General features: G+C 62.1%; 19 protein-coding genes. 17 read left to right on the forward strand and 2 right to left on the reverse strand.

Annotation, left to right across the window (positions count from 1 at the left end; translation table 11 throughout):
• Positions 1–361 precede the first annotated feature (361 nt).
• From HMPREF0372_RS04290 to HMPREF0372_RS04370, 17 genes are all read left to right on the forward strand, one after another.
• Positions 362–760, forward strand: coding sequence for a cytidine deaminase family protein (locus HMPREF0372_RS04290; RefSeq protein WP_039996669.1), 399 nt, complete (start codon positions 362–364; stop codon positions 758–760).
• A 38-nt stretch (positions 761–798) separates the two neighbouring features.
• On the forward strand, positions 799–1,824 hold the full coding sequence (pheS, locus tag HMPREF0372_RS04295; protein WP_007489298.1) for a phenylalanine--tRNA ligase subunit alpha: 1,026 nt from the start codon (positions 799–801) through the stop codon (positions 1,822–1,824).
• A gap of 138 nt (positions 1,825–1,962) precedes the next feature.
• On the forward strand, positions 1,963–4,680 hold the full coding sequence (gene pheT, locus HMPREF0372_RS04300) for a phenylalanine--tRNA ligase subunit beta (RefSeq protein WP_007489299.1): 2,718 nt from the start codon (positions 1,963–1,965) through the stop codon (positions 4,678–4,680).
• A 119-nt stretch (positions 4,681–4,799) separates the two neighbouring features.
• On the forward strand, positions 4,800–5,048 hold the full coding sequence (locus HMPREF0372_RS04305; RefSeq protein WP_007489300.1) for an IreB family regulatory phosphoprotein: 249 nt from the start codon (positions 4,800–4,802) through the stop codon (positions 5,046–5,048).
• A 128-nt stretch (positions 5,049–5,176) separates the two neighbouring features.
• Entirely contained in the window at positions 5,177–5,878 is a 702-nt protein-coding gene (locus HMPREF0372_RS04310; RefSeq protein WP_007489301.1) for an ATP-binding protein, read from the forward strand.
• A gap of 291 nt (positions 5,879–6,169) precedes the next feature.
• Complete coding sequence (gene purE / locus HMPREF0372_RS04315) at positions 6,170–6,664, forward strand: 5-(carboxyamino)imidazole ribonucleotide mutase (RefSeq protein WP_007489302.1); 495 nt, start codon at positions 6,170–6,172, stop codon at positions 6,662–6,664.
• A 1-nt stretch (position 6,665) separates the two neighbouring features.
• A complete protein-coding gene (gene purC, locus HMPREF0372_RS04320) occupies positions 6,666–7,385 on the forward strand; it encodes a phosphoribosylaminoimidazolesuccinocarboxamide synthase (RefSeq protein WP_007489303.1) in 720 nt (239 codons plus the stop codon).
• Positions 7,386–7,388: 3 nt separating this feature from the next.
• Positions 7,389–8,810, forward strand: coding sequence for an amidophosphoribosyltransferase (locus HMPREF0372_RS04325; protein WP_007489304.1), 1,422 nt, complete (start codon positions 7,389–7,391; stop codon positions 8,808–8,810).
• Between the two features lie 264 nt (positions 8,811–9,074).
• Positions 9,075–10,115, forward strand: a complete 1,041-nt coding sequence (gene purM / locus HMPREF0372_RS04330) for a phosphoribosylformylglycinamidine cyclo-ligase (RefSeq protein WP_007489309.1) — start codon at positions 9,075–9,077, stop codon at positions 10,113–10,115.
• Positions 10,116–10,126: 11 nt separating this feature from the next.
• Positions 10,127–10,750 carry a phosphoribosylglycinamide formyltransferase gene (gene purN / locus HMPREF0372_RS04335; protein ID WP_007489310.1) on the forward strand — a complete coding sequence of 208 codons (624 nt, stop codon included), beginning with the start codon at positions 10,127–10,129 and terminating at the stop codon, positions 10,748–10,750.
• 21 nt (positions 10,751–10,771) lie between these two features.
• A complete protein-coding gene (locus HMPREF0372_RS04340) occupies positions 10,772–10,963 on the forward strand; it encodes a hypothetical protein (RefSeq protein WP_039996671.1) in 192 nt (63 codons plus the stop codon).
• 22 nt (positions 10,964–10,985) lie between these two features.
• Positions 10,986–11,750 carry a hypothetical protein gene (locus HMPREF0372_RS04345; protein WP_007489312.1) on the forward strand — a complete coding sequence of 255 codons (765 nt, stop codon included), beginning with the start codon at positions 10,986–10,988 and terminating at the stop codon, positions 11,748–11,750.
• Positions 11,751–11,763: 13 nt separating this feature from the next.
• Positions 11,764–12,477 (forward strand): IMP cyclohydrolase, encoded by a 714-nt coding sequence (locus HMPREF0372_RS04350; protein ID WP_039996678.1) that lies wholly within the window; start codon positions 11,764–11,766, stop codon positions 12,475–12,477.
• Between the two features lie 81 nt (positions 12,478–12,558).
• On the forward strand, positions 12,559–13,731 hold the full coding sequence (locus HMPREF0372_RS04355) for a phosphoribosylaminoimidazolecarboxamide formyltransferase (RefSeq protein WP_007489314.1): 1,173 nt from the start codon (positions 12,559–12,561) through the stop codon (positions 13,729–13,731).
• Complete coding sequence (locus HMPREF0372_RS04360) at positions 13,731–14,507, forward strand: TraX family protein (protein WP_007489315.1); 777 nt, start codon at positions 13,731–13,733, stop codon at positions 14,505–14,507. The genes HMPREF0372_RS04355 and HMPREF0372_RS04360 overlap by 1 nt, the downstream gene beginning before the upstream one ends.
• Positions 14,508–14,517: 10 nt before the next feature.
• Positions 14,518–15,774 carry a phosphoribosylamine--glycine ligase gene (gene purD / locus HMPREF0372_RS04365; protein WP_007489316.1) on the forward strand — a complete coding sequence of 419 codons (1,257 nt, stop codon included), beginning with the start codon at positions 14,518–14,520 and terminating at the stop codon, positions 15,772–15,774.
• A gap of 116 nt (positions 15,775–15,890) precedes the next feature.
• On the forward strand, positions 15,891–16,688 hold the full coding sequence (locus tag HMPREF0372_RS04370; RefSeq protein WP_007489317.1) for a helix-turn-helix domain-containing protein: 798 nt from the start codon (positions 15,891–15,893) through the stop codon (positions 16,686–16,688).
• Between the two features lie 92 nt (positions 16,689–16,780).
• Here HMPREF0372_RS04370 and HMPREF0372_RS04375 read toward each other — a convergent pair whose 3' ends face one another.
• The gene (locus HMPREF0372_RS04375; RefSeq protein WP_007489319.1) at positions 16,781–17,275 is read right to left on the reverse strand and encodes a GNAT family N-acetyltransferase; all 495 of its coding nucleotides are present in this window, start codon (positions 17,273–17,275) and stop codon (positions 16,781–16,783) included.
• A 30-nt stretch (positions 17,276–17,305) separates the two neighbouring features.
• Complete coding sequence (locus tag HMPREF0372_RS04380) at positions 17,306–18,028, reverse strand: hypothetical protein (RefSeq protein WP_007489321.1); 723 nt, start codon at positions 18,026–18,028, stop codon at positions 17,306–17,308.
• Between the last annotated feature and the right edge of the window lie 109 nt (positions 18,029–18,137).

Consider the following 18,137-nt stretch of genomic DNA (forward strand, 5'->3'; position numbering starts at 1 on the left):
CAGATGTCCAATATGTATTGTAGTCCTACAGCCGTGCGGCAGGACTCGTCAATTTCCTTCTTGCGCTTTTCTCGATTTTGTGATATAAATAAGGGCACATGCGATGAAGGGAAAAAGAGCAGCCCCCGGCCCGGCAGAGAGCGTCCGTCACCGGCTGAAAGCGGATGTGGGGCTGGCCTGTTCGGTTCGTCCTGGAGCGGCCCTGGAGACAGGGACGGTTTTGCCCCACGTTACCGGGGCCAAAGTGCCTGCGCCGCCGGCGCGGGAATTGCGGGTGGTACCGCGGAAGGTTTGCCTTTCGTCCCAATTAGTTGGGAGGAAGGGCTTTTTTATTGCCCAAACCGGAAAGAGGAGCTGGACAATGAAGTCGTTGGAAGAGCGAGACCGCGCCTTGATTGAGGCCGCCGGTGCGGCGATTCGCCGGAACTATGACGGCGAAAACTTCCATCACACCGTAGGCGCGGCCGTGCGGTGCGGCAGCGGCGCAGTTTATACCGGCGTGAATGTGTACTCCATTCACGGCGCATGCGCAGAACAGGTGGCCATCGGCTCCGCCATCACCAATGGCGAGCGGGTTTTGGAAGCAATCGCCGCCGTCCGCGGCAAAGACGGCTCGGAACTGCTGCCCCCGTGCGGCAACTGTCGGCAGCTCCTGGCGGACTACGCGCCGGAGTGTGAAGTAATCCTCCCCGTGAACGGGGTTGCACAAAAGGTTCCGGCAAAGGATCTGCTGCCCTTCGCCTACCATGCGGAAGCCTAATCGTATCCACTACCATTCATCAAGAAGGAGTTTTCCATATGAAAGAACAGTTAGCAACCATCCGCTCGGAGGCTCTGGCCGCGTTTGCGCAGGCCGGATCTTCCGCAGAACTGGACGCCCTGCGGGTCAAGTACCTGGGCAAGAAGGGCGAGCTCACTGCCGTACTCAAGCAGATGGGCAAGCTCTCCGCCGAGGAGCGGCCCGCCATGGGCCAGCTAGCCAACGAGGTGCGCGCCGCTCTGGAGGCCGAGCTGGAGGCCAAGGGCAGGGAGCTGGAGGCCAAGGCGCTGGAGGCCCGGCTGGAGGCCGAGGCGCTGGATGTCACCGTCCCCGGCAAGCCCGTGACGATGGGCCACCGGCACCCCATGTATATCGCCCTGGATGAGCTCAAGGACATCTTCATCGGCATGGGCTTCACCGTACTGGACGGCCCCGAGGTGGAGCTGGCCGAGCTGAACTTCGACCGGCTCAACGCCGGTGAGGGGCACCCCAGCCGCGACTGGTCGGACACCTTCTATTTTGACGAGGACAGCCGGGTGATGCTCCGCAGCCAGACCTCCCCCATGCAGGTGCGGGCCATGGACTCCATGCCTCTGCCCATCCGCATCATCGCCCCCGGCCGGGTCTACCGCAAGGACGAGGTGGACGCCACCCACTCCCCCATGTTCCACCAGGTGGAGGGCATGGTCATCGACAAGGGCGTCACCATGGCCGATCTGAAGGGCACCCTCAACACCGTGGTGGAGCAGCTCTACGGCAAGGGCACCAAGACCCGCTTCCGCCCCCACCACTTCCCCTTTACCGAGCCGTCCTGCGAGATGGACGTGCAGTGCCACAAGTGCGGCGGCGTGGGCTGCCCCACCTGCAAGGGTGAGGGCTGGATCGAGCTGCTGGGCGCGGGCATGATCCACCCCCGCGTGCTGGAGATGGCGGGCATCGATCCCAGCGTCTACTCCGGCTGGGCCTTCGGCATCGGCCTGGAGCGCACCGCCATGCGTCGCTTCAAAATCGCCGATCTGCGGCTGATTTTTGAAAACGACGTCCGGTTCCTGGAGCAGTTCTGAGGCGCAGTCTCAGAACCGTAGGGGCGGCTATCAGCCGCCCGCCCGTTTCCAAATTTGAGCCTGGCGGGCGGATAATATCCGCCCCTACACCCGGAATCCGTCCGAGGTAAAACAAGAATAACAAGGGAGTTTTCATATATGAACTTATCTCGCAAATGGCTGGAGGAATTCGTCCATGTGGACGCCTCCGACAAGGAGTTCGCCGAGGCCATGACCCTTTCCGGCTCCAAGGTGGAGCTGACCCACGATCTGGGAGAGGAGATCTCCAACGTGGTGGTGGGCAAGGTGCTGTCTATGGAGCGTCACCCCGATTCCGACCACATGTGGATCTGCCAGGTGGACGCCGGCCGGGAGCAGCCGGTGCAGATCGTCACCGGCGCCTGGAACGTCCATGTGGGCGATCTGGTCCCCGTAGCCCTGCACAAGTCCACCCTACCCGGCGGCAAGAAGATCGAGAAGGGCAAGCTGCGCGGCGTGCTGTCCGACGGCATGCTTTGCGGTCTGGCCGAGCTGGGCCTGGACGAGCGGGACTTCCCCTATGCCACCATCACCCCCGCCGCCATTCTGGGGGACTACAAGCCCCTGGACAAGGACAAGCCCTCCATCTCCGCCGACATTCAGCCCGGCGACAAGATCTACGGCCCCGTGGTGTGCGCCAGGGTATTGGAGTGTGAGACCCAGCCGGACGGCTCCTTCCACACCTGCGCGGACATCGGAACCGGCACGGTCTGCCCGGACACCGCCTGCCCCAACCTGCACGCAGGCGACCTTGTGGCCTACAACACCAAGACCGGCAGCTACTGTACCCTGGACGACCTTCACGCCCAGCAGGCGGAATTCCCCCACTGCATCCCAGACGGCATCTTCATCCTCCGCGAGGACTGCAAGCCCGGCGACGATCTCAAGCCCGTCATCAACGCCGACGACCATGTAGTGGAGTTTGAGATCACCCCCAACCGGCCCGACTGCCTGTCCGTCATCGGCCTGGCCCGGGAGGTGGCCGCCACCTACGACGCCCCTCTCACCCTCCACGAGCCGGTAGTGAAGGGCGGCGGCCCCGGCGTGCTCACCGAGCTGCTGGACGTGGAGACCCCGGCGGCCGACCTGGTGCCCCGGTACACCGCCCGGATGGTACGCAACGTGAAGATCGCCCCCTCCCCCAAGTGGATGCGGGAGCGGCTGCGCTCCATGGGCGTGCGTCCCATCAACAACATCGTGGATATCACCAACTACGTCATGCTGGAGTACGGCCAGCCCATGCACGCCTTCGACTACCGCTATGTGAAGGGCGGCAGAATCATCGTCCGCCGGGCGGAGGAGGGCGAGGAGCTGACCACCCTGGACGGCCAGGTGCGCAAGCTCAATGCCAACCACTTGGTCATCGCCGACGAGACCCGGGCCGTGGGCCTTGCGGGCATCATGGGCGGCGAGAACAGCGAGATCGTCTCCGACACCGCCGACGTGGTGTTCGAGTCCGCCTGCTTCGACGGCACCTGCATCCGCAAGGGCGCCCTGGCCCTGGGCATGCGCACCGAGGCCAGCGCCAAGTTCGAAAAGGGCCTGGATCCCATGAATACCCTCCCCGCCGTCCAGCGGGCCTGCGAGCTGGTGGAGCTGCTGGGGGCCGGCGAGGTGGTGGACGGCGTCATCGACATCCTCAACTATGTGCCCCAGCCCCGCACCATCCGCATGGATCCGGAGCGGGTGAATGCCCTGCTGGGCACCGACATCCCCGCCGCGGAGCAGTACAAATATCTGGAGCGGGTGGAGATCCGCACCGAGCAGCACGACTTCCCCGACGGCCCCGCCGACGTGGTCATCCCCTCCTGGCGCGCCGACGTGGAGGGCATCGCCGATCTGGCCGAGGAGGTGGCCCGGTTCTACGGGTACAACAACATCCCCGTCACCCTTATGCGGGGCCAGACCACCCTGGGCGGCTACTCCGCCGAGCAGAAGCTGGAAAACCGGCTGGGCGCGCTCTGCCGCGCCTTCGGGTATGACGAGATCATCACCTACTCCTTCATCTCCCCCGCCTGCTATGACAAGATCCGCTGGCCCCGCGACTACTCCGCCCGCAAGAGCTTCCAGATCCTCAACCCTCTGGGGGAGGACACCTCCATCATGCGCACCACCACCCTGCCCTCCATGCTGGATATCCTCACCCGCAACTACAACTACCGCAACAAGTCCGCCAGGCTCTATGAGCTGGCCCGGGTCTATCTGCCCGGCAGGGAGGACGGCCTGGCCAACGAGTCCAAGGTGCTCACCCTGGGCGCCTACGGCGAGGACATGGACTTCTACGCCATGAAGGGGGCCGTCGAGGCCATTCTCAAGGACATCCGGGCTGTAGATATCCATTTTGAGGGTCCCACCGGCGCGCCCTCCGACGCCTCCTACCACCCCGGCCGCTGCGCCACCGTGTGGAGTGGCAGCGACTGCATCGGCATCTTCGGCCAGATCCACCCCCTGGCGGCCCAGAACTATGGCGTGGACGCCGAGCTCTACTGCGCCGAGCTCTCCTTTGACGAGCTCCTGAACGCCAAGGGCCCCGATCCCGAGTACGTCCCCCTGCCCAGGTTCCCCGCCGTCACCCGCGATATCGCCGTGGTGTGCGGTGAGAAGGTCACCGTGGGCGCTCTGGAGGACTGCATCCGCCGGGGAGCCAAGGGCCTGCTCAAGGAGGTTGCCCTGTTCGACATCTACCGGGGCAAGGGCGTGGACGAGGGCAAGAAGAGCGTAGCCTTTAACCTGACTCTGCGTGCCGACGACCGCTCCCTCACCAGCGAGGAGGCTGATGCCGACGTGAAGGCAGTTTTGGAGCTGCTGGAGCAGGAGCTGGGTGCTGTTTTGCGGTGAGCCCCTTCCGCGTCCGGTCGAAATCTTAAAGAATCATAAATTTTAAGTCATCCCCTTTACAGCGCGTCCTTTTTCCGCTACAATGGGGAACAGAATGATACACGGGGAGGTGTACCGATATGGAGATGGACTACACCCGCAAATTCAGCATCCAAAACGACAAGGACCCAGAGATCAAGAAGATCCTCTCTTCCGTCTACCAGTCCTTGCAGGAAAAGGGTTACAATCCCATCAACCAGATCGTGGGGTACATCCTCTCGGAGGACCCCACCTATATCACCAACTACAACAACGCCCGCGCCCTGATCCGCAAGCTGGACCGGGACGAGCTGCTACAGGAGCTGGTGAAGCAGTATCTGCGCGATTGATTGTGTTCCATCCAACGTGCGCTGTCGGTGACAGTGCACGTTTTTTCTTTTTTATTGCACCTGCAACATACAACGGCCCGTCCCTTTGTTAGAATAGGCCCAGAAACCGACGAAGGAGGCGTTTTCCCATGAAACGCAGAATCATTCATATCGAGGAATCCAGGTGCAACGGCTGCGGCCTGTGCGCCGCCGCCTGCCACGAGGGCGCCATTGAGATGGTCAACGGCAAGGCCCGTCTCACCCGGGAGGACTACTGCGACGGGCTGGGGGACTGCCTGCCCGCCTGCCCCACCGGGGCCATCACCTTTGAGGAGCGTGAGGCCCCCGCCTACGACCATGCGGCGGTCTTGGCCGCCAAGGCGGCCAGGGCCGCGGACACGCCCCTGCCCTGCGGCTGTCCCGGCAGCCAGAGCCGGGCCATCCGCCGGCCGGAAGCCGCCCCCACCGCTGGAGATATCCCCAGTGAACTGCGCCAGTGGCCGGTTCAGATCAAGCTCGCTCCGGTTAACGCGCCCTACTTTGACGGCTGTGATCTTCTCATTGCTGCCGACTGCACCGCCTACGCCTACGGCGCCTTTCACCGGGACTTTATCCGGGGCCGGGTGACCCTTATCGGCTGCCCCAAGCTGGACGAAGGGGACTATAGTGAAAAGCTCACCGCCATTCTGGCTCAAAACGACATCCGCAGCGTCACCGTTGTACGGATGGCGGTCCCCTGCTGTGGGGGCATTCAGCGGGCCGCCGAGCGGGCCGTGTCCGCCAGCGGTAAACCGCTCTCCCTCCATACGGTCATTGTGGGCACCGACGGCACGCTGCTCCGCCAGGCTTGACACACACTTTACAATTGTGTCTTCTGTTTTTCCGGCGAAACTTGTATAAGCATACGAATTTCCGCCCCCTCCCTTGCAAAGCCCCCGGGAATTCGATATATTATACTCATTCTGGGACAGGGAGGTAGAGCCATGACGCCGGTGCACGAACTGCGCTCTGGGGTTTGGATCATCAATGGTTCCCGCCTGTCCAATTTTCGGCGGTAATAAGTGCAGGGTATCTGTGTAAGCAGATACCCTGATTTATTTTATCGTTTCCTAAAAATTTATTTGGCGCTACAGGAGGGTTTTATGAGCAAAAAAGTTGCCGTCATCATGGGTTCCGACTCAGATCTGGACACCATGCGCCCCTGCATCCAGCGGCTCAAGTCCTTTGGCATCCCCACAGAGGTCCACATCATCTCCGCCCACCGTACCCCCGCCGCCGCCGAGCGCTTCGCCTCTCAGGCAAGGGAGAACGGCTTCGGTGCGATTATCGCCGCAGCGGGCAAAGCCGCCCATCTGGCCGGTGTGCTGGCCGCCTATACCACCCTGCCCGTCATCGGCGTGCCCATCAAGACCTCTATGATGGGCGGGCTGGACTCCCTTCTGTCCATGGTGCAGATGCCCAAGGGGATTCCCGTGGCCTGCGTGGCGGTGGACGGCGCGGACAACGCCGCCATTCTGTCCGCCCAGATGCTGGCCCTTTCCGACGAGGCCCTGAGCGACCGGCTGGTGCAGTTCAAGGCCGGCATGGCCGCCGAGGTGGAAGCAAAGGATCATAAAATCCAAATGGAGGAGTTTTAATATGTCTTACGAGAAACTGGAGCAGCTCTATGAGGGCAAGGCCAAGAAGGTCTTCGCCACCAGCGACCCCAATGTGGTGATCGTGTCCTACAAGGATGACGCCACCGCCTTCAACGGCCTGAAGAAGGGCACCATCACCGGCAAGGGGGCCATCAACAACCGCATGACCAACAACCTGATGCGCCGCCTGGAGGAGAAGGGCGTGCCCACCCACTATGTGGAGGAGCTCAGCGACCGGGAGACCGCAGTGAAAAAGGTGTCCATCGTCCCCCTGGAGGTCATCATCCGCAACATCTCCGCCGGCTCCTTCGCCAAGCGTTTTGGCGTGGAGGAGGGCATCGTGTTCGACGCGCCCACCATCGAGTTCTCCTACAAGAATGACGACCTGGGCGATCCCCTCATGAACAGCTATCACGCCCTGGCTCTCAAGCTGGCCACCCAGGAGGAGATCGACCTGATCAAGAAGTATGCCTTTGCGGTCAACGACCTGCTGCGGGGCTTCATGAAGAAGATCGGCATTGATCTGGTGGACTTCAAGCTGGAGTTCGGCAAAACATCTGACGGCACCATTGTGCTGGCCGACGAGATCTCCCCCGACACCTGCCGCCTGTGGGACGAACAGACCCACGAGAAGCTGGACAAGGACCGTTTCCGCCGGGACATGGGCGGGGCCGAGGAGGCCTACGAGGAGGTCATGCGCCGCCTGATGGGGGATCAGTAATCCATGGGCGGTTTCTTCGGCGCGATTACCAAGCAGGACTGCGTGCTGGACGTGTTCTTCGGTACCGACTACCACTCCCACCTGGGCACCAAGCGGGGCGGCATGGCGGTCTACGACCGGAAGGATGGCTTTCAGCGGCAGATCCACAACATTGAAAACACCCCCTTCCGCACCAAGTTCGACAAGGATCTGGCGGAATTTCACGGCTGCTCCGGCATCGGCTGTATCAGCGACACCGATCCCCAGCCCCTGCTGGTGCGCTCCCACCTGGGCCTGTACGCCATCACCACCGTGGGCATCATCAACAATGCCGACGCGCTGGTGGAGCGCTACTTCTCCGACCACGGCCACCAGTTCATGGCCATGAGCTCGGGTAAAGTCAACGCCACCGAGCTGGTGGCCGCCCTCATCAACCAGAAGGACGATCTGATCTCCGGCATCCGCCACGCCCAGGACGAGATCGACGGTTCAGCCACCATTCTTATTCTGGATGCCGACGGCATCCTCGCCGCCCGTGACAAGCTGGGCCGCCTGCCCGTGCTCATCGGCCAGGGCGAAAACGGCTGCTGCGTCTCCTTCGAGTCCTTCGCCTACCATAAGCTGGGCTACCATGACGCTTACGAGCTGGGCCCCCGGGAGATCGTACGGGTCACGGCCGGCGGCTGGAAGACCCTCTCCCCCGCCGGAGAGCAGATGAAGATTTGCGCCTTCCTTTGGACCTACTACGGCTACCCCAACTCCAACTACGAGGGGATGAATGTGGAGGTCATGCGCTACCGCAACGGGGAGATCATGGCCCGGGACGAGGTACACCGGGGCCAACTGCCCAAGGTGGACTATGTGGCCGGCGTGCCCGACTCAGGCGTGCCCCATGCCATCGGCTTTGCCAACCGCAGCGGCAAGCCCTTTGCCCGCCCCTTCGTCAAATACACCCCTACCTGGCCCCGCTCCTTCATGCCCACCAGCCAGGAGGCCCGCAACCAGGTGGCCAAGATGAAGCAGATTCCCGTGCCCGAGCTCATTGAGGGCAAGAAGCTGCTCTTTGTGGACGACTCCATCGTCCGGGGCACCCAGCTCCGGGAGACCGTGGAATTCCTCTACGAGTCCGGCGCTGAGGAGGTCCACATGCGCTCGGCCTGTCCGCCCGTCATGTACGGCTGCAAGTACCTGAATTTCTCCCGCAGCAACTCCGACATGGAACTGCTGGCCCGGCGAACCATCCAGGAGCTGGAGGGGGACGAGGGGCAGCAGCATATCGAGGAATACGCCGACGCCTCCACGGAGCGCGGCAGATGCATGCTCCGCGCCATCTGCGAGAAGCTGGGCTTCGACTCTCTGGGCTACCAGTCCCTGGACGGCCTGCTGGAGGCCATCGGCATCGACCGGGACAAGATCTGCACTTACTGCTGGACGGGGAAGGAGTAAAAACGCTCCAAGGGGGACGCTGTCCCCCCTGGATACCCCCCCGCGCCGCCCCCGGCGGCACAGCGGGTTTGATCCCCCCTCACCCGCGCACGGCGCAGGTGGTCGCCCGCCGATGGCGGAGCAAGCAGCGGCGTACTCCGGCGAACTGAATTCGCCTGCGGACCTCTTTTGCAATTCTTTTACCCGCAAAGCGGGTAAAACTCTGCAAGGCTTTTTCCTCTACCCCAGCGCCCCATTTCCTCATTGTTATCTGGAGGTTTTGACATGAAGAACTCCCATTCCGAATCCTACGCCGCCGCCGGCGTGGACGTCACCGCCGGCTACGAGGCGGTCAACCGCATCAAGCCCCTGGTGGAGTCCACCTACATTCCCGGTGTCATGGGCTCTCTGGGCGGCTTCGGCGGCCTGTTCGCCCCCAATGTGGCGGGCATGAAGAAGCCCGTCCTGGTCTCCGGTACCGACGGCGTGGGCACCAAGCTGAAAATCGCCTTTCTCATGGATAAGCACGACACCGTTGGCATCGACTGCGTGGCCATGTGCGTCAACGACATTATCTGCTCCGGTGCCTCTCCCCTGTTTTTCCTGGACTACGTGGCTGTGGGAAAGAATGTGCCCAGCCGCATCGAGGCCATCGTCTCCGGCGTCACCGAGGGCTGCCGCCAGGCCGGCTGCGCCCTCATCGGCGGCGAGACCGCCGAGATGCCCGGCTTCTACCCCGAGGACGAGTATGATCTGGCCGGCTTCTCCGTGGGTCTGGTGGACGAGTCCGACATGATCGACGGCTCCACCCTCTGCGAAGGGGATCTGCTCATCGGCCTGTGCTCCAACGGCGTCCACTCCAACGGCTTCTCCCTGGTGCGCAAGGTGCTGCTGGACAACCCCAAGGCTCTGGATATCTATGTCTCCGAGCTGGGCCGCACCATCGGCGAGGAGCTGCTGCGCCCCACCCATATCTACGTAAAATCCATCCAATGCCTGCGCCAGCACGGCGTAACTGTCAAGGCCATCAGCCACATCACCGGCGGCGGCCTGTATGAGAATGTGCCCCGCATGATGAAAGAGGGCCTCACCGCCCGCATCCGCACCGCCTCCTACCCCGTGCCCGCCATCTTCGAGCTCATTCAGAAGTCGGGTGACATCCCCGTGCGGGACATGTATAACACCTTCAACATGGGCATCGGCCTGGTCATCGCCATCCCCAAGGATCAAGTGGGCCACGCGCTGGACGTGCTGGCCCGGGCGGGCGAGCAGTCCTACGTCATCGGCGACGTGATCAAGGGCGACGCCGGCGTGGAGCTGGTCTGAGGGCAGGGCGCATGGTACGAATTGCCGTCTTGGTTTCCGGCGGGGGCACCAACCTCCAGGCACTGATCGACGCCCAGAGCCGGGGTGAGCTGAAAAACGGCCGCATCGCCGCCGTGCTCTCCTCCCGGCCCGACGCCTACGCCCTGGAGCGGGCCGCCCGGGCCGGCATCCCCGGCTATGTGGTGGCCCGGAAAGACTTCGCCTCCAACCGGGAGATGACCGTGGCCCTGGTGGACAAGCTCCGTGAGCTGAATATCGGGCTGGTGGTGCTGGCCGGCTTCCTGCACATCCTTACCGGGGAGATGGTGGCCGCCTTCCCCAACGCCATCCTCAACGTCCACCCCGCCCTCATCCCCTCCTTCTGCGGCGCGGGCTACTACGGCCTCCACGTCCACGAGGCCGCCCTGGCCTACGGCGTGAAGCTCACGGGCGCTACCGTCCACTTCGTCAATGAAGAGCCCGACGGCGGCCCCATCGTCCTTCAGAGGGCGGTGGAGATCCTGGAGGGGGACACCCCCGAGGTACTCCAGCGCCGGGTGATGGAGCAGGCGGAGTGGCATATCCTCCCCCAGGCCGTCTCCCTGTTCTGTGAGGGGCGGCTCCGGGTGGAGGGAAGGATCGTCCATATTTTATAATTTCATAGGAGGTATGGAGACATGAGCGATCTGCGTCTTCTGGCACTTGTCCTCAGCGGCGGTTTCCTGTTCTTTGGTGGAATCTGGCTTGGCGGAGACTACGGGCTCGCTCTGTTGCTGCTTGGCTTGGTCGTTCTGCTGGTTCCTGTTGTTCTGGCGTGTATTTCCCTGATCCGCTGGCTGGTACCTCCTAGCCAAAGCTCTCATGAGTAGTCCAGGTAGGAGATGTCTTCATATGAAACGAACCGCAGTCATTGTAATCCTATCTTTGCTTGCAGCATTCGTATTTTCTGCCTGCGCGCCCGCAGCCCCCAGCGGTCAAACGCCTGAATTTTTGAATGACATCGGGAAAACACTCATCGAATTAAAAAATGAGCATCCAGAAGGCGAAATAATTGAAAGCTTAGATTCATCCCCAGATTGTGCCGCTATATGCTTTGGGGAGCCGGAGGCGGAATATGCTTATTACTTTTTCGGAACGCAGAGCGGCGATTCTGAAAAGGCCATGAGCGAATGTGAGGAACAGCTGAAATGTGCGGGCTTTGTCACCACCGCAAACATACTTTTCCCAGACATGGAAGATGACATGTCCTTTGAAGATTTTTTCTCCTTGATCGGTGTGGACGATTATGAGTATTTCGGGGAAGATACGCTTGCAGCAGGTTGGTTAAGATTCATGTATCAAGATATGGAAGTAATGGTGAATACAAACGAAATGACTCCTGGCCGCGGATTACATTTTAATTTTACAGGAGCAGAAATCGTGAAGCGTGATGCTCCGGTGTCGATTGCAGACCCAGAAATATTAAATACTAATAGTGACCTAGCGGGTGCAGTTATGTTCGATGAAACTATTTTGTTAGAACATATTGCTGCAACTGGTATGTGCATTTCTTTCCCGAGGGATTGTCGAATAATACATCCCCCTGTCTGTAGACTTATTTCAAGAATTCCTCACAAATGTTACATTCAGCAAGGCAATAACAGTATGATATCGTAGAATGGAGATTATCATGAAAAACCTGGATCTTACCGCGCTGCTGCGCGGCAACCCCTATCCCGGACGCGGCATCGTGCTGGGCAGCTCTCCCGACGGGGAGAAGTCCGTCGTCGCCTATTTCATCATGGGCCGCAGCGAGAACTCCCGCAACCGGGTCTTCGTGGAGACCCCTGACGGCATCCGCACCCAGGCCTTTGACCCCTCCAAAATGACCGACCCCTCCCTTATTATCTACGCCCCTGTGCGGGTGTTCGGCACCTCCACCATCGTCACCAACGGCGACCAGACCGACACCATCCGCGAGGGACTGGCCGCGGGCAAGACCTTTGCCCAGGCCCTCCACACCCGGACCTTTGAGCCCGACGCCCCCAACTACACCCCCCGTATCTCCGGGCTGGTGAAAAAGAACGGTGACTACACCCTGTCCATCCTCAAGAGCGCGGACGGCGATCCCGCCTCCTGCCGCCGGTATTTCTTCGCCTATGAGGCCCCCCGCGCCGGGCAGGGCCATTTCATCCACACCTACATGGGCGACGGCACCCCCCTGCCCTCCTTTGTGGGGGAACCGGAGCAGGTGGAAATCCCCTGCGGCACCCCCGCGGAGTTTGCCGATCTGTTGTGGGACAGCCTCAACCCGGAGAATAAGGTCTCTCTCTTTGTGCGCTACATCGACCGGAAAACCGGAGATTGGGAGACTGTGATCAAAAACAAGCATGCATCAGCCTGACGGACGGCCGCAGGCCGCCCCAGATACACACAGTCCGAGGGCGGCCCGCGGCCGCCGCTCACTTGACGGAGGTTTATCGCAATGACAGAACTGGAACTGAAATACGGCTGCAACCCCAACCAGAAGCCGGCCCGCATCTTTATGGAGGAGGGCGAGCTGCCTATCCAGGTGCTCAACGGCAAGCCGGGCTACATCAACTTTCTGGACGCCTTCAACTCCTGGCAGTTGGTGAAAGAACTGAAGGAGGCCACCGGCCTGCCCGCCGCCGCATCCTTCAAGCACGTCTCCCCCGCTGGCGCCGCCGTGGGTACCCCCCTCACCGACGTGGAGCGGAAAATCTACTTTGCCGAGGATATGGAGCTCTCCCCCATCGCCTGCGCCTATGTCCGCGCCCGGGGCGCTGACCGGCTGTGCTCCTACGGCGACTGGGCCGCCCTCTCCGATGTGTGCGACGCCGACACCGCCCGCTACCTGGCCCTGGAGGTATCCGACGGCGTGATCGCCCCTGGCTACACCGACGAGGCCCTGGCCATCCTCAAAACCAAGCGCAAGGGCGGCTATAATGTGGTGCAGATCGACCCAGACTACGCCCCCAAGGCCGTGGAGCACAAGGACGTCTTCGGTATCACCTTCGAGCAGGGCCGCAACAGCTTCGCCATCAACGAGGCCCTGCTGGACAACATCGTCACCGACAACAAGGAGCTGCCCGAGTCCGCCAAGCGGGACATGCTCATCGCCCTCATCACCCTGAAGTACACCCAGTCCAACTCCGTCTGCTATGTGAAGGACGGCCAGGCCATCGGCGTGGGCGCGGGCCAGCAGAGCCGCATCCACTGTACCCGTCTGGCGGGGAACAAAGCGGACAACTGGCTCCTGCGGCAGCATCCCAAGGTGCTGGGCCTCTCCTTCGTGGACGGCATCCGCCGTCCCGACCGGGACAACGCCATCGACGTCTACCTCTCCGACGAGTACGAGGACGTGCTGGCCGACGGCGTGTGGCAGAACACCTTTAAAATCCGGCCCGAGGTGCTCACGGCGGAGGAGAAAAAGGAGTGGATCGCCCGCCAGTCGGGCGTGACCGTGGGCTCCGACGCCTTCTTCCCCTTCGGCGACAATGTGGAGCGTGCCCGCAAGAGCGGCGTACAGTACATCGTCCAGCCCGGCGGCTCCATCCGGGACGACCATGTCATCGCCACCTGCAACAAGTACGGCATCGTCATGGCCTTTACCGGGATGCGGCTGTTCCACCACTAATGGAGGCACACCGCTACGGTCTGAGCGCCGCCGCTCTCAAATATCTGGCCGCGCTGTTTATGCTGGTGGATCATATCGGGATGGTCTTCCCCACCATGCTGACCGAGCTGGGCCTGCCCACCTGGGCGGATGGGCTGCCCCGGCTCATCGGGCGGCTGGCCTTTCCCATTTTCGCCTACTTCGTGGCCGAGGGCTGCCGCCGCACCCGCTTCTTCCACCGCTATCTCACCCGGCTGGGAGCGTGTGCCCTTCTCTCCCAGGCGCCCTTCACCCTGGCCACCGGCGTCTGGGGCGGAAGTGTGCTCCTCACCTTCATCCTCAGCGCCGGAGCCATCTATGGCTATGAGCGTCTGTCCAAAGCAGAGCACGGCCCAGCCGTGTGGGCCATTCCCCTATTCGCGGCCTGTGCGCTGGCACTCCTGCTCAACGTGGACTACGGCTTCCCCGCCGTGCTCCTGATCTTCGCCCTTTACCTCTGCGGTGATAATCGCCGCCGAAAGCTGCTCTGTCTGGGAGTCGGTCTGGCTCTCCTCTATCTGCTCTACCAGCCCCTGATAGGGCTGCTCTCCCTCCCACTGTTCCGGCCGGACTGGATGGCGGGCTATCTGCTCCATGCCCTCCCTGTGTTCGCTCTCTACGCATTGTGCGCCGAGGCATCCCTCCTTCTGTTGGCCTGGTACCGTGGGCAATTGGGTGTGCAGAGCAAGTGGTTCTTTTATGTGTTCTATCCCGCGCACCTGCTGGGCCTATGGGCCCTGGGGCTGGCGCTGAATTGAGGTGTAAGCAATGAATGTTTTGATTGTCGGCGGCGGCGGGCGGGAGCACGCCATCGCCTGGGCACTGTCTAAAAGTGAGCAAGTGGAACAGCTTTACTGCGCCCCCGGCAACGGCGGTATCGCCGCCCTGGCCCAGTGTGTCCCCCTCTCCGCCACCGACGTGGATGGAGTGGTGGCCTGGGCCCAGGCCCATTCCATTGATTTTGTGGTGGTGGCGCCGGACGATCCCCTCGCCCTGGGCATGGTGGATGCCCTGGAGGATGCGGGCATTCCCGCCTTCGGCCCCCGGGCGGACGCCGCCATCATCGAGGCGAGCAAAATCTTTTCCAAGAATCTGATGGCCAAGTACCACATTCCAACCGCAAAGTATCAAACCTTTACAGAGCTCGCCCCTGCTCTGGCCTACATTGAGGCCGAGGGCGCGCCCATCGTGGTGAAGGCTGACGGCCTGGCCCTGGGCAAGGGCGTTATCGTGGCCCAGACGGTAGCCGAAGCCCAGGAGGCCGCCCGTTCCATGATGGACGGCCGCAAGTTCGGCCAGGCCGGCGCCAGGGTGGTCATCGAGGAGTGTATGACCGGCCCGGAGGTCACCGTGCTGGCCTTCTGCGACGGGGAGCATCTGGTTCCCATGCCCTCCTCCCAGGATCACAAGCGGGCCTTTGACGGCAACCAGGGCCCCAACACCGGCGGCATGGGCGCCATCTCCCCCTCTCCCAACTACACGCCCGAGGTGGCCCGCCGCTGTATGGAGGAGATCTTCCTGCCCACGGTGGCCGCCCTCAAGGCGGAGGGCCGCCCCTTCCAGGGAGTGCTCTACTTTGGCCTGATGCTCACCCCCGACGGCCCCAAGGTGGTGGAGTACAATGCCCGCTTCGGCGATCCCGAATGCCAGGCGGTGCTCTCCCTGCTGGAGACCGATCTGCTGGACATCTTCCTGGCCTGCCGTAACGGCACTTTGGACCATCTGAACATCCGGTGGAAGGACGGGGCGGCCTGTTGTCTGGTGCTGGCCTCCGGCGGCTACCCCGGCTCCTACGCCAAGGGTCTGCCCATCACCGGCCTGGAGGATGCCGGACAGCAGGCCGTGGTTTTCCATGCGGGCACCAAACTGGGAGACGACGGCACGGTGTTCACCAACGGCGGCCGGGTGCTGGGCGTCACCGCCACCGGGCCGGATCTGAACGCCGCGATCGACAGCGCCTACGCCGCCGCGGGGCACATCCACTTCCAGGACATGCACTTCCGCACCGACATTGGCCGGGTTTGAAGCCCTTGCGCCCCAAGGGGTGCTACTGCTGGTTGTCAAATTGGATGCTCCGGTTGGTTGCGTCTATCCGGGCCGTTCTGCTAAGATGAGCCCAAGAAAAAAGGAGGTTCATCACCATGGAATTTCGTGAACGGCTCTACCAGCTCCGCAAAGGGCGGGGCATCTCCCAGGAGGAGTTGGCCCACACCGTAGGGGTCTCCCGGCAGGCGGTACAGAAGTGGGAGGCGGGGGCCGCCACCCCGGATCTCAACAACCTGTCCGCCTTGGCCGACTATTTTGCCGTCAGTTTGGACTATCTGGTGCGGGGAATCGAGCCCGAAAAGCCCGCAGCCCCTTCCCCTCAGCAGGCTGTCATCCAAAACTACTATAGAGGCTGGCGCTATGAGTACCGCAGCCGCCGCACTCTCTTCGGCCTTCCTCTGGTTCATATCAATCTGTGTGACCGCAGTCTGTGTCGGGCCAAGGGGGTCATCGCCATCGGCAACGTGGCCACCGGCCTGATAGCCATCGGAGGCTTTTCCGCCGGTCTGCTGACCTTGGGCGGATTCAGCGCCGGTCTGCTGGCTCTGGGCGGCCTCGCCGCTGGGGGGATCTCCCTCGGCGGCCTGTCCGTGGGCCTGCTGGCTGCCTTGGGCGGGGCGGCATTCAGCCTAGGAATTGCCTTCGGCGGCGGCGCTGTCAGCGGCTATGCGGCCCTGGGCGGGGCGGCGGTGGGGCAGTACGCCGCCGGGGGCACTGCGTTCGGCTCCACCCTCGCTATCGGACGGGACGCATATTCCTCTGCCGCCGGTCTGGCTCTCACCCTGGAGCAGCTTCACGGCTACTCCCCCGAGGTCCTGTTCCAGATGATCCACGCCCAGCTCCCCGAGGCCCCTGAGTGGGTCGTCCGCCTGCTTCTCTGCGTTTGTCCCTGAAAAAGAGCCCTTGCGCGGCCGCGCAAGGGCTCTTCCCTTATCTGTCTTCTCTGTAAGCTGAACTGTGTCCACCCGTCCCGGTGCCCCTATCATCACCGTTGAGAAATCTCCATGTATAGAAGGGGATACGGCGCTCCCTGTTCATCGCAGTCTGTCCTTTTATATACACAGAATCCCATGTGCTCATAAAAACCCTTTGCCTCTGGGTTCTGTTCATTGACCGTCACGCTCTTAACCCCACAATGCTTCATCCCATATTCAACGAGCAGCCTTCCCAAGCCGTTTCCCCGTTTGTCCGGAACGAGAAACAGCATTTCAAGGCGGCCGCCATCTACTCCCATAAATCCGACCGGAGCTCCGCTTTCCTCTCTGGCGATGACAAGCCTTGGAACCAAATTCAGCGCCCCGGGAACGTATTCCTTGATCTGTTCTATTTCACGGCTGGATAAAAAGTGGTGCGTTGCCCTCACGGACTGCTCCCAAATTTTCAGAAGCTGCTGGAGCAATGCAGGCTGCCGTTCCTTCACTTCCGCTATTTCCGTATCCTCACCCCATTTGATTGCATTTCCAACATCAGCCTGCCACACAAATGCTGCGGCTTCGGTCAGCCGGCTTGCTTATTTCTCATCCAGTGGGAGTGGGTCCGGTGCACGGTGGGTCAGCTCGGCACAGCAGGACTTGGTCAGCTTGTCCAGTCCCTCATCCTGGCGGGCCAGCTCCCCGGAGATCTGCTCCAGCGTCTGCCGCACCTGGTCCAGCTCTCCACAGGCCCTGGAAACCGCCGCGTCCATATCAGCGCGCAGGCGGCCGTAATTCCCCTGCACCCGGTTCAGCCACTGCTCCACCTCGGCCCGTGTCTTGCGGATGCGCTCCTCCGCCTCCGCCTGAACCGCCTGGGCGCGGCAGTGGGCCTCCAGCTCGATACCGGCGGTGCGGTCCTTCACCTTCTCATAGGCCGCCGCTGCGGGCCCCGCCTTGGCCAGCTTTTCCTCGCTCTCCTTCAGCTGGGCCTCGGTATCGGCCAACCGCTGCTTCGCCTTCTCCAGCTCTTCCTCCAGCAGGGAGATCTCCAGCTTGCGCTCCTCCGCCTCCTTGTGGGCGGCGGCCAGCTCCTCCCGCAGGGCCTGGAGCTCCTTCTCCTTGGCCTCCGTCTGGGCCTGGGCCGCGGCGGTCTCCTCCGCCTGGGCCGCCTTGGCCGCCTCGGCTTCCGCCAGCTCCCGCCGGACAGCCTCCAGCTTCTCCCGGTGCTCCTGGTTCGACGTCTCAATATAATTCAGCACATCCTGCTTCTGAAACCCGCCAAAGGTGGACGTGCGGAACTGAAGTTCGGTGTCGCTCATACGGCACACCCCTTTTCTACAGAATCAGAGCTATTTTATCACAATTCCCGCTATAACACAAGCGCCACCCAGACCATAGCTATCTGCACAATTCTTTCTTCTCTCTACT

This window comes from Flavonifractor plautii ATCC 29863, assembly GCF_000239295.1.
Classification (GTDB): domain Bacteria; phylum Bacillota; class Clostridia; order Oscillospirales; family Oscillospiraceae; genus Flavonifractor; species Flavonifractor plautii.

What these genes read in the sequence shown, in the direction of transcription:
- HMPREF0372_RS04360 (WP_007489315.1), top strand. Translation starts at nt 13,731, where the DNA reads ATGGAGGCACACCGCTACGGTCTGAGCGCCGCCGCTCTCAAATATCTG.
- HMPREF0372_RS04350 (WP_039996678.1), top strand. Translation starts at nt 11,764, where the DNA reads ATGAAAAACCTGGATCTTACCGCGCTGCTGCGCGGCAACCCCTATCCC.
- HMPREF0372_RS04380 (WP_007489321.1), bottom strand. Translation starts at nt 18,028, where the DNA reads ATGAGCGACACCGAACTTCAGTTCCGCACGTCCACCTTTGGCGGGTTT.
- HMPREF0372_RS04305 (WP_007489300.1), top strand. Translation starts at nt 4,800, where the DNA reads ATGGAGATGGACTACACCCGCAAATTCAGCATCCAAAACGACAAGGAC.
- purM (WP_007489309.1), top strand. Translation starts at nt 9,075, where the DNA reads ATGAAGAACTCCCATTCCGAATCCTACGCCGCCGCCGGCGTGGACGTC.
- purC (WP_007489303.1), top strand. Translation starts at nt 6,666, where the DNA reads ATGTCTTACGAGAAACTGGAGCAGCTCTATGAGGGCAAGGCCAAGAAG.
- HMPREF0372_RS04310 (WP_007489301.1), top strand. Translation starts at nt 5,177, where the DNA reads ATGAAACGCAGAATCATTCATATCGAGGAATCCAGGTGCAACGGCTGC.
- HMPREF0372_RS04370 (WP_007489317.1), top strand. Translation starts at nt 15,891, where the DNA reads ATGGAATTTCGTGAACGGCTCTACCAGCTCCGCAAAGGGCGGGGCATC.
- HMPREF0372_RS04290 (WP_039996669.1), top strand. Translation starts at nt 362, where the DNA reads ATGAAGTCGTTGGAAGAGCGAGACCGCGCCTTGATTGAGGCCGCCGGT.
- purD (WP_007489316.1), top strand. Translation starts at nt 14,518, where the DNA reads ATGAATGTTTTGATTGTCGGCGGCGGCGGGCGGGAGCACGCCATCGCC.
- HMPREF0372_RS04325 (WP_007489304.1), top strand. Translation starts at nt 7,389, where the DNA reads ATGGGCGGTTTCTTCGGCGCGATTACCAAGCAGGACTGCGTGCTGGAC.
- HMPREF0372_RS04355 (WP_007489314.1), top strand. Translation starts at nt 12,559, where the DNA reads ATGACAGAACTGGAACTGAAATACGGCTGCAACCCCAACCAGAAGCCG.
- pheS (WP_007489298.1), top strand. Translation starts at nt 799, where the DNA reads ATGAAAGAACAGTTAGCAACCATCCGCTCGGAGGCTCTGGCCGCGTTT.
- HMPREF0372_RS04345 (WP_007489312.1), top strand. Translation starts at nt 10,986, where the DNA reads ATGAAACGAACCGCAGTCATTGTAATCCTATCTTTGCTTGCAGCATTC.
- HMPREF0372_RS04340 (WP_039996671.1), top strand. Translation starts at nt 10,772, where the DNA reads ATGAGCGATCTGCGTCTTCTGGCACTTGTCCTCAGCGGCGGTTTCCTG.
- purN (WP_007489310.1), top strand. Translation starts at nt 10,127, where the DNA reads ATGGTACGAATTGCCGTCTTGGTTTCCGGCGGGGGCACCAACCTCCAG.
- purE (WP_007489302.1), top strand. Translation starts at nt 6,170, where the DNA reads ATGAGCAAAAAAGTTGCCGTCATCATGGGTTCCGACTCAGATCTGGAC.
- pheT (WP_007489299.1), top strand. Translation starts at nt 1,963, where the DNA reads ATGAACTTATCTCGCAAATGGCTGGAGGAATTCGTCCATGTGGACGCC.